Origin of the sequence: Pseudomonas protegens, from assembly GCF_013407925.2 — a bacterium.
GTDB lineage: Bacteria > Pseudomonadota > Gammaproteobacteria > Pseudomonadales > Pseudomonadaceae > Aquipseudomonas > Aquipseudomonas fluorescens_AP.
Map to the genome: position 1 here is coordinate 6,634,718 of NZ_CP060201.1, position 9,370 is coordinate 6,644,087.

Here is a 9,370-nt window from a genome sequence, read left to right on the forward strand (position 1 = left end):
CCACAGGACACTGGCAGTACGAAGCGCTGAATTACGCGAAACTACGCACCAGTGTAAGTAGGAAGACTCGGATCGTAAAAGCTCGCAGCATGAAGTCTTTGTGCAGGGTTAGTTGTTACCAGGTCATCGTAAAATCACCTAGAGAGCCCGAGATAGAGCTGTATGGTGGTACATATTTAACTGTTAAAAAGGGAAAATTGTTGACTGGTAATTTCCCTGTTTTTCCCAAGGTCAGTTCCATTTTCAAATGTTAAGTAGAAATTCTGTTGCGCCATCAATAGCTAAGTTTTTTTAAGCTAAAACAATAGGTTAGGGTTGTACTTGGCTTTGAAATGGTTTTTCGTGATTAGTCGAAATTTTCTATTGCGTTGATTTAAAAAGGGTTTTTGTGTGACTGGTAATTCCCATTTTTACCTAACATTCACAGCAGGCTCTGCAAATCTGGCCTCACTGGGCCAGAAGCCTCAATATAAATATTCGCATAATGTATATTATGTTAAATCATGTGCTATGTCAGATATGCTCATAAGCCACGTAAGTCACTGATTCGATGAATTCTGCTGCTCAGGTGTCAGTGCTTTACTCTCTCGCGTTTGAATTCAGCTGAAAAGGAACGACGTTGCTTGGTCATCAGACACCAGACCACTACAAAACCACTTCAGCCACCCGCTGAAATGGTTTTTAAAATTGCCAACCTGCTCCGCACTCAACTCAAAAACTCCAACCCGCGCTCGTCGATGACCGGCACGGCTTCGAGCAAGTAACGCTTGAAACTCTCCAGCGTTGCGTTGCTATTGCTGCGCGCCGGCCAGACCAAGTAATAGCTGTCGCCCGTGCTGACGGCCTTGTTATAGGGCAATACCAGGGAGCCTTTGACCAGTTCGTCACCCACCAGCGCCAGATCGCCGATGGAGACGCCCCGACCTTGAATGGCAGCGGAAATCCCCAACTCCAGCGTGTCGAAGATCTTGCCTTTCTGCCAGGACACCGCCGACATCAAGCCCACGCGTTCCAGCCAGCGTTGCCAATCACGCCGATCCCGGGACGGGTGAATCAACTCCGCGGAAAACACCCCTTCGCCGTTCTGTTCATGTTGCGCCAACAAGCCCGGCGAGCAGACCGGGATCAGCCATTCATCGAACAGCTTGATGAACCCCAGGTCACTGCTGAAGCGACCGTTGCCCAACAACACCGCACAATCGAAGGGTTCGACATCAAAATTAACGAAGTCCACATCCATCCACTCGCTGGACAATTGCGCCTGCTCCGCACCGTCGACGGTATTGAACTCATCCAGCACGTGCAGCAACCAGCGCATGGTCAAGGTCGATGGCGCCTTGACGCGCAAGGTGTGCTCCTTGCGGCTGGTGGTGGTGCAGGCCTGCTCGATCAGGCGAAAGCCGATCTGCAATTCCTGCGCGAGCAATCGCCCGGCCTGAGTGAGGAATATTTTCGGCCCCTTGCGGTCGAACAACGCGCAACCAAAATGCTCTTCGAGGGTTTTGACGTGCCGGCTCACGGCACTTTGAGTGATGAACAGGTTTTCGGCGGCCTGGGTAAATGAGCTGAAACGCGCGGCCAACTCAAAGGCGCGTAACGCGTAAAGCGGCGGCAATCGACGGACCATCTGACCCAGAGCACCATGATTTCTACTCATCCTTACCTGTCCTTTTTTTCTGCTTTTAAATACAGTGCGTTTGCCAAATAATGAACTATATAAATAAGCGATAGAACTTATAAAACGCTCGGGCGCAACAGCAACTTAATTCCAACTATCATTGCGTACGGCATGCCCTCCCCCCCTCTGTGGCTTTCACCATTCTTAAATACACAGCAGACAACTTATCATGCCCGATTTCGATCACTTCCTGTCCTCCAGTATCCAGCAAACCCGACTCGATCAAACGGTGGAGTCCGATATACTGAATTTCCGCCTTTTCGGTAATAAGAAAGGCTTCCTGCATTTGAAAAACCTGCCAATCGGTACGGTGCCTCCGACCCCCAGTGATCGCGCCGGACTGAATAAAGAATGCACCATCAGCGAACAAATCATCTTGAAGGCGACGGCCATGCTCGGCGACCCTATTGGTTACATCCAGGAGTCAGACGGGGCGATCGTCAACAACTTCTTTCCACATAAAAAGCACTCTAAACTTGCCAGCTCCGACAGTTACGATTGCGAACTAGAACTGCACACCGAAAACGCATTTCACGCGGTATCACCGGATTACCTGGTGCTGTTTTGTCTGCGCCAGGACCCGGGTGCCGAGGCGGCAACTTTTATCAGTTCCATCGATGGCATCCGCGATATTCTGCCGCCGCAAGACTTGGCCTATTTTCATGAAGAAAAGTACAACTTCCTGTCTGACTACTGCGACACGGAAAAAAACTGCCGAATTGATATAAATAAAAAACAAACGGTTCTATACGGCGACCCTGAGTCGCCCTTTTTTCGCTTCGACCCCCAGTTCATGGTTTCCCGCAGTAAAGAGGCGCAAGAGAAACTGGAAACTCTGCGCAAAGCCGCTTGGGAAGTCGCTCATCCTGTGCGCCTCAACGCCGGTGATTTGTTGATCATCGACAACCGCAAAACCGCCCATGCCCGAAGCGCTTTTTCCGCCAGCCTCGACGGAAGTGACCGTTGGATCCAACGCACTTTTGCGGTGGCCGGCTACCGCTACTACGCGCAACGGCTGGGTAAAAATACACGTGTCCTGGATCTGGTAACCACCCTATGACCATGCTGCACCTGACCTTCGCAGTCGCCGTGTTCTTCCTGATCGCTTCTCCCGGTCCGGTGGTGGCCCTGGTCATTTCCGATGCCAGGCAAGCCTGGCCCGCCGCGACGATCACCGGCGGCGTTGTGTCCGCCCAACTGTTGCTGCTGATCACCCTGACACTGATCTATACCGCGCTGGACGTCAGCCCCACGCTGTTGAACTGGGGCCAGCTGGTCGGCGGCCTGTACCTGGCCTGGCTGGGAATCAACAGCCTGCTCGGCAGCGCCGAAGGCGTCGCAGCCGTGCAAAACAGCCAGCGTCATTTCTTCTGGAGGGCCCTGAAAGTGGGCCTGTCCAATCCCAAAGACATCCTGTTCTTCCTGGCCTTTCTGCCGGGGTTCATCGAGCCCGACGGCGACTTCATTAAACAGGGCCTGGTACTCGCACTGATCTGGGGGGTGATCGACGTCACCATTCTGTTGGTCTACGGCGCCATCTCGCGCCAATTGCTGCCCAGCGTGATAGCGCAAAAAATCATGGCCAAAGCACCCGGCCTGTTCCTGCTGGGCATCGGCTTGTTGTCGATGCTGATGGGCACAGAACGGCTGATTCAAGGATGAACCGTGGCCAAGACACACAGCCTAAACGCTCAAATAATATCATATTGCCATCATTCACAAGCATGCTAGGACACCCTTTACCAACATGCAATAAACGCACGATTTTTCCTGGTATTGCAGCCTTGCAAGGTGTTGCTCCGAACCCAGTCCACTCCACTCCCTGAAAGCACATCAACCGCGCTCATCCAGCCACTGCGTCAACCCTTAATTCGAAACATGACGGTGAAATGATGAACTCACAAACGCTGTTCCCTCTTATCGGTAAGGTCATCGCCAGTACGGGCAGCCGCAATTTCCCCCGGTTGCTGCATGATCTGGTGCTGGCCAAGTTGCCCGTGGATGCTACGCACATTACGCAAATACCCGCCAAAAGTGCGGGACTGCCACGTGCGCAATGCAACACCATCGGCGCGCAGATCCTCAGTACGGAATGCATGAACGGGCTGATTGGATCCGAACCGGAAAAAAACCTCGCACTGTCAAACGATTCGCGACTGATCGATGCCCCGCTCGGTACTTCCAAGGCAAACTTTTCATTCACCGTTAACGGGAATCTAAAGAACGATTTGGCGTCCATCACCTTCAGTTCCCAATTGCACCTCCAGTCAAGAAAGAACGAATACTTTTATATACTTTCGTTCTATCGCACGCAGGTGCAGAACTTCTCAACGCAAGAGCAAATAATCCTCAAGGATTTCTCCTCGTTGCTGCTGCCGCTGGTTGAGAAGCATATTAACGCTATAAACCCTCAAACGTTGCCGGACAACAATCCAGGCGTCATCGATGCTGTCCCTGAAAACGGGGACACCAACTCCTTGCGCCAGCGTTTCGAGGAGCGTCTGCAGCAGTCGGGCCTGCACCTGTCCAACCGTGAAAAGGAAATCTGCACCGGCCTCCTGGCCGGGCGAACCGCACCTGAACTGGCTGCAGCACTGGCACTGAAAGTTAATACGGTGGAGAGTTACTTGAAACGTGCCGTCATTAAGATGGGTATCAGTGGCCGCCACTCTCTTGTTCGCTGGATGCATGGCAACCCGGCGACATCGATTACTTCTGACTTGCAACAGTAATGTCATATTTGCCGTCGGCAAAACCACGAAATTACTTTTTCATCCCACGGGCGGCGGCACTCTAAAGTCATCTTTTGATGAGCCGCGCTGCCGCCCCACTACTGGCATTAACTTGCCGTTCTAAAGCCCCTGTAAAATGACAGAGATATCGGGGACATCCGGTGCCTGCCTTAATAGCGACAGCGGCCACCTTCCTTCAAACTAAGCGTGTTCTTAAGTTACTCGGGTAGCGTTTGTCTCAGCGACTATTAGGCTCAACTTACTTTTAACTTTCGACTGTAATTCAGCCTTTCCCGCGCCCCGCTGTTTACTGTCTGAAAATAGTCGCTGTCATGGATTAAACACCGTTTCTTGTTTCATCAACTTTCCAGCGCTGCGTGTGCCGCAGCCGATGAGTGCATGACTATGGAAGAGCTAAGTTATCTGAAGAAAGTCGAATCCAACGCACGCACCTATGCCGCCAATTTCCAGCGCCTGTTCGTCAGCGGAAATGGAGTGTGGCTCAGGGATGCGCAAGGCAAGGAATACCTCGACTGCCTGGCTAACGCCGGTACCCTGGCGCTGGGCCATAACCCGCCGGAAGTCAAAGACGCGGTGCTGGAGTTCCTGGACTCCGATCAGTTGCAGCAAGCACTGGACCTCGCCACCCCGGCCAAGCATGCCTTCGTGCAGGAGCTGTTTTCACAACTACCGGCAGGCATGCGCGACACCAGCAAGATCCTGTTCTGCGGCCCCAGCGGCTCGGATGCGGTGGAAGCGGCGATCAAGCTGGCGCGCCACTACACCAAACGCGCGGCATTGATGGCGTTTCACGGTGGCTATCACGGCATGACCGCCGGCGCCCTCTCGGCCATGGGCAATCTCAACCCCAAGGGCATCCCCAGCGTTACTGCACAAAACACCCATTTCCTGCCATTTCCGTACCGCTTCCGCTGCCCGTTCGGTACCGACGGCGAGCAAACCGATCAACTGTCGCTCGAGTACATCCGCACCGTGCTGTCGGACCCTGAAGGTGGCGTCACCCGCCCGGCCGCCGTGCTCGTCGAAGTGGTGCAAGGCGAAGGCGGTTGCATTCCCGCTTCGAACGCCTGGCTGCGCGGGCTGCGCGAGATCACCCGCGAGCTGGATATCGTGCTGATCATCGACGAAGTACAGACCGGCCTGGGCCGCACCGGCAGCACCTTTGCCATCGAGCACGCGGGGATCGTCCCCGATATTCTGGTGCTGTCCAAGGCCATCGGTGGCGGCTATCCGCTGTCGGTCATTGTCTACGCCGAACACCTCGACACCTGGGGCCCGGGCATGCACGCCGGCACCTTCCGTGGCAATCAGATCGCGATGGTCGCCGGGCGCGCAACCATGCGCCACATTCGCCAGGCGGGCCTGGTGGAACACGCTGCCGCACGCGGAGCGCAACTGCTCGCCGGCCTGCAAGACATTGCCCAGCGGCATGAGGCGATTGCCGACGTGCGTGGCCGTGGCCTGATGATCGGCGTCGAGGTCACCAAGCCGCGTACAGAGAGCCGTGCCGGCCTGGGCGATGGCACATTGGCCAAGGCGATCAAGCACAACTGCTTCGACAACGGCCTCATCATCGAAACCGGTGGGCGCCACGGATCGGTATTGCGCTTCCTGCCCGCCCTGACCATTAGCGAAGCCCAGGTTGGCAGCGTACTTGATCGTTTCGAAGACGCCATCAGCAGCGCCGCCGCGCACCGTTTGCAGGTGGTCGACCAAAGCGCTTAAAAACAGCAGCAGCGCAGAGCTGCTGTTGTTCCATAGCAAACCCGATGCAATGAAAAGCCCGCCAACCGACACCGGTTGGCGGGCTTTTTGGTATGCGCTTCAGTCCCGAGCAAGCGCCTCGATCGGATCCAGCCGCGCGGCATTACGCGCAGGTACAAACCCGAAGATGATGCCGATCAGGCTGGAGCAGACAAATGCGGTGATGATCGATTCCAGCGAAAACACCATCTGCCATTCCTTGATCACCAGGGAGAACAAGAACCCGATACCAAACGACAAGGAAATCCCGATCACCCCGCCAATCAGACAAACCATCACCGCCTCCACCAGAAACTGTTGGCGAATGTCCGACTGCCGCGCCCCGACCGCCATGCGAATACCGATTTCGCGTGTACGCTCGGTTACCGACACCAGCATGATGTTCATCACCCCGATACCCCCCACCACCAGTGAGATCAGCGCAATCAACGACAGCAGCAATGCCAGCGACTGGCTGGTTTTCTGCACGGTTTGCATGATGCTATCGAGGTTGTAGGTGAAAAAATCCTTGGTCCCGTGGCGCTGTTGCAGCAGCTTGACCACGTTATCCTCCACCACCTTGCTCGGTTGGCCATCCTTGATCCGCACCGTGATGCTGTCCAGGTGGCGTTGACCCAACAGGCGCCCGGCGGCGGTTTCGTAAGGCACCCAGACGTTCAGTGCCTTGCTGGTGTTGAAGATATTTTTATTGTCCGCCGCCACCCCAATCACCGTGCACGGCAGGTTGCCCACCAAAATGATCTGGCCCAGCGCCTCGACGTTCGGGCCGAACAGGCGATTACGGGTGTTGTGGTCAATCACCACCACTTGGGCCTGGCGGGTGTCGTCGTCCTGGCTGAAGGTGATGCCTTCGGCGATCTTGATCCCGCGGACCTGGAACGAGCTGGCACTCACGCCATTCACCGTGGCGTCGACATCGATGTTGCCAAAGCGCAACAGCAGGTTGCGCCCGGCGTTGGGCGTGGCGCTGTCGATGTAATGCAACTCGCTGAGGGCGGTCACGTCGGACAACACCAGGGTTTCAATCGCCGACGCATGGCTGTCGCCAAAGTCGGTGCCCGGGTAGATGTCGATGGTGTTGCTGCCGATCGCCTGAATATCGTTCAAGACATAGCGCTTGGCGCCCTCGCCGATGGCCACGATCGACACCACCGAGGTGATGCCGATCACGATGCCGAGCATGGTCAACAAGGTTCGCATGCGGTGGGAAATCAACGCGACCCAGGCCATCACGAAGGCTTCCTTGAACAACCCCAGGCTCGCCACCAGACGCCGCCCCGGCGTGGCCCGGCCCTGGCTGGGAACCGGGGCCTCGACCTCCGGTGCGGCGCGTTGGTTGAGGCGGTCACTGAGCACTTCACCGTCGCGCATCTCGATGATGCGCTCGGCGTGGGCCGCCACCTTGGGGTCGTGGGTCACGATAATCACGGTATGCCCCGCCGCATGCAGCTCCAGCAGGATGTTCATCACTTCCTTGCCGCTGGCAGTATCGAGGGCGCCGGTCGGCTCATCCGCGAGGATCACTTCACCGCCGTTCATCAACGCCCGGGCGATACTCACCCGCTGCTGCTGGCCACCGGACAACTGGCTCGGCCGGTTGACCAAGTGATTGGCCAGGCCCAGCCGGGCCAGCAGTTCCTTGGCGCGGCTATGGCGCTGGCCTTCCGACACACCGGCATAAATCGCCGGCATCTCGACGTTATGCATGGCGCTCAAATGCGGCAGCAAATGATAACGCTGGAAGATAAAACCAAAATGGTCGCGGCGCAGCTCCGCCAGCTCCTGGTCCCCCAGGTCGCGGGTTTCGCGACCGCTGATGGTGTAGCTGCCGTCGGTGGCGTAGTCCAGGCAACCGAGAATGTTCATCAGGGTCGACTTGCCTGAGCCCGACGCTCCGGTGATCGCCACCATTTCCCCGGTGTTGATGGTGAGGCTGACATTCTTGAGTGCCATGAACGCTTTTTCACCGGCCATGAAGCTGCGGCTGATGCCTTTGAGTTCCAACAATGCTTGGGTCATTGTCAGCTCCCCGCCACGGCCGGCGTCGGTTCACCAATGACGACCTGGTCGCCCTCCACCAGGCCATCCTTGATCTGGGCCTTGACGTTGTTGTTGATCCCCACCTGCACGTTGCGCTCCTGAGCGTGGCCGGTCTCGTCCACCACCCGCACTACGTACGAACCGTCGTCATTGCGCTTGCCCAGCGCCGCAACCGGCATCATCAGTACATCCTTGGCGGTGTCGCGCACGATGCGCACCTGGGCGGTCATCGAGATGCGCAGGCGATGATCAGGGTTTGGCACATCAAACAGGGCGTTGTAGAACACCGCGGTGTTCTGTTTGGCGGTGCCGGCGGCCTGGGTGTCCAGGTAGTTCTGCGGTGCAGGTTCAGTGCCGCGCAGTTTGCCGTAATAGCGTTTATTGGACTCGCCAAGGATGGTGAAGTACACCTCCTGGCCTGGCCGGATGTGAATCACATCGGCTTCCGAGACCTGGGCCTTGATGGTCATGGTGTCCAGGTCCGCCAATTTCAGCAGCACCGGCGCCAGTTGCTCGGCGATCACGGTCTGGCCTTCCTGGGTGACGATGCCCACCACGTCACCGTCCATCGGCGCGACGATACGCGTATAGCCGAGGTTGACTTTGGCGGTGTCGATCTGGATTCGCGCGTTTTTCAATTGCGCATCCAGGGCCACCAGGTTGGCGCTCTGCACCAGGTAATTGGATTCGGCAGTCTCGAAATCCTGGCGGGAGATGGCCGCGTCCGATTGCAGTTGGGTGTAACGCTCCCACACCGATTTGGTCTGGGCCACTTGTGCCGCCGTGGCTTTGCGTTGTGCTTCGAGGTTTTCCTCGTTGACCTGCGCCTGGCGCAGGGCGTTCTGCAGCACCAGCGGATCGATTTCCGCCAGCCACTGGCCCTTCTTGACCTTGTCGCCGAGCTTGACCTTCAGCGATTTCAATTGACCGGAGACCTGGGCGCCGACGTCGACCTGTTTGACCCCCTGCAAGATCCCGGTGGCAAGCACCGCGTTCTCGATCTCGCCGCGCTCGACCCTGGCGGTCAAGTACTGGGGCGGCTCAGCCGGTGACTGCACCGAATAGACAATCAGGCCGGCAACAACGGCCAGGCCCACGCCCCAGACAACCTTGCGAAACTTCGACTTTTCCATAG

The 9,370-nt window shown here is 56.6% G+C and carries 7 protein-coding genes; 4 read left to right on the forward strand and 3 right to left on the reverse strand.

Annotated elements, in window-relative coordinates:
• Nucleotides 1-706: 706 nt before the first annotated feature.
• A complete protein-coding gene (locus GGI48_RS30545; RefSeq protein WP_179602211.1) occupies nucleotides 707-1,627 on the reverse strand; it encodes a LysR family transcriptional regulator in 921 nt (306 codons plus the stop codon).
• A gap of 220 nt (nucleotides 1,628-1,847) precedes the next feature.
• Here GGI48_RS30545 and GGI48_RS30550 point away from each other — a divergent pair, with 220 nt between their 5' ends.
• From GGI48_RS30550 to GGI48_RS30565, 4 genes are all read left to right on the forward strand, one after another.
• Entirely contained in the window at nucleotides 1,848-2,738 is an 891-nt protein-coding gene (locus GGI48_RS30550; protein WP_179601720.1) for a TauD/TfdA family dioxygenase, read from the forward strand.
• Nucleotides 2,735-3,340: a LysE family translocator gene (locus tag GGI48_RS30555; protein WP_103741395.1), complete on the forward strand. Its 606-nt coding sequence runs from the start codon at nucleotides 2,735-2,737 to the stop codon at nucleotides 3,338-3,340. Before GGI48_RS30550 ends, GGI48_RS30555 begins: the two co-directional genes overlap by 4 nt.
• A 230-nt stretch (nucleotides 3,341-3,570) precedes the next feature.
• On the forward strand, nucleotides 3,571-4,410 hold the full coding sequence (locus tag GGI48_RS30560; RefSeq protein ID WP_260620685.1) for a LuxR C-terminal-related transcriptional regulator: 840 nt from the start codon (nucleotides 3,571-3,573) through the stop codon (nucleotides 4,408-4,410).
• A 405-nt stretch (nucleotides 4,411-4,815) separates the two neighbouring features.
• Complete coding sequence (locus tag GGI48_RS30565; RefSeq protein WP_179601724.1) at nucleotides 4,816-6,156, forward strand: diaminobutyrate--2-oxoglutarate transaminase family protein; 1,341 nt, start codon at nucleotides 4,816-4,818, stop codon at nucleotides 6,154-6,156.
• 99 nt (nucleotides 6,157-6,255) lie between these two features.
• Here the strand turns inward: GGI48_RS30565 and GGI48_RS30570 are convergent, their stop codons facing one another.
• Both GGI48_RS30570 and macA read right to left on the reverse strand, forming a co-directional pair.
• Nucleotides 6,256-8,214 (reverse strand): MacB family efflux pump subunit, encoded by a 1,959-nt coding sequence (locus GGI48_RS30570; protein WP_113194259.1) that lies wholly within the window; start codon nucleotides 8,212-8,214, stop codon nucleotides 6,256-6,258.
• 2 nt (nucleotides 8,215-8,216) lie between these two features.
• Entirely contained in the window at nucleotides 8,217-9,368 is a 1,152-nt protein-coding gene (gene macA, locus GGI48_RS30575; protein ID WP_016964927.1) for a macrolide transporter subunit MacA, read from the reverse strand.
• Nucleotides 9,369-9,370 lie beyond the last annotated feature (2 nt).

Bases quoted from the DNA above. Each gene is read 5' to 3' on its own strand.
- GGI48_RS30565 (WP_179601724.1), top strand. From the start codon at position 4,816: ATGGAAGAGCTAAGTTATCTGAAGAAAGTCGAATCCAACGCACGCACC.
- GGI48_RS30570 (WP_113194259.1), bottom strand. From the start codon at position 8,214: ATGACCCAAGCATTGTTGGAACTCAAAGGCATCAGCCGCAGCTTCATG.
- GGI48_RS30560 (WP_260620685.1), top strand. From the start codon at position 3,571: ATGAACTCACAAACGCTGTTCCCTCTTATCGGTAAGGTCATCGCCAGT.
- GGI48_RS30550 (WP_179601720.1), top strand. From the start codon at position 1,848: ATGCCCGATTTCGATCACTTCCTGTCCTCCAGTATCCAGCAAACCCGA.
- macA (WP_016964927.1), bottom strand. From the start codon at position 9,368: ATGGAAAAGTCGAAGTTTCGCAAGGTTGTCTGGGGCGTGGGCCTGGCC.
- GGI48_RS30555 (WP_103741395.1), top strand. From the start codon at position 2,735: ATGACCATGCTGCACCTGACCTTCGCAGTCGCCGTGTTCTTCCTGATC.
- GGI48_RS30545 (WP_179602211.1), bottom strand. From the start codon at position 1,627: ATGGTCCGTCGATTGCCGCCGCTTTACGCGTTACGCGCCTTTGAGTTG.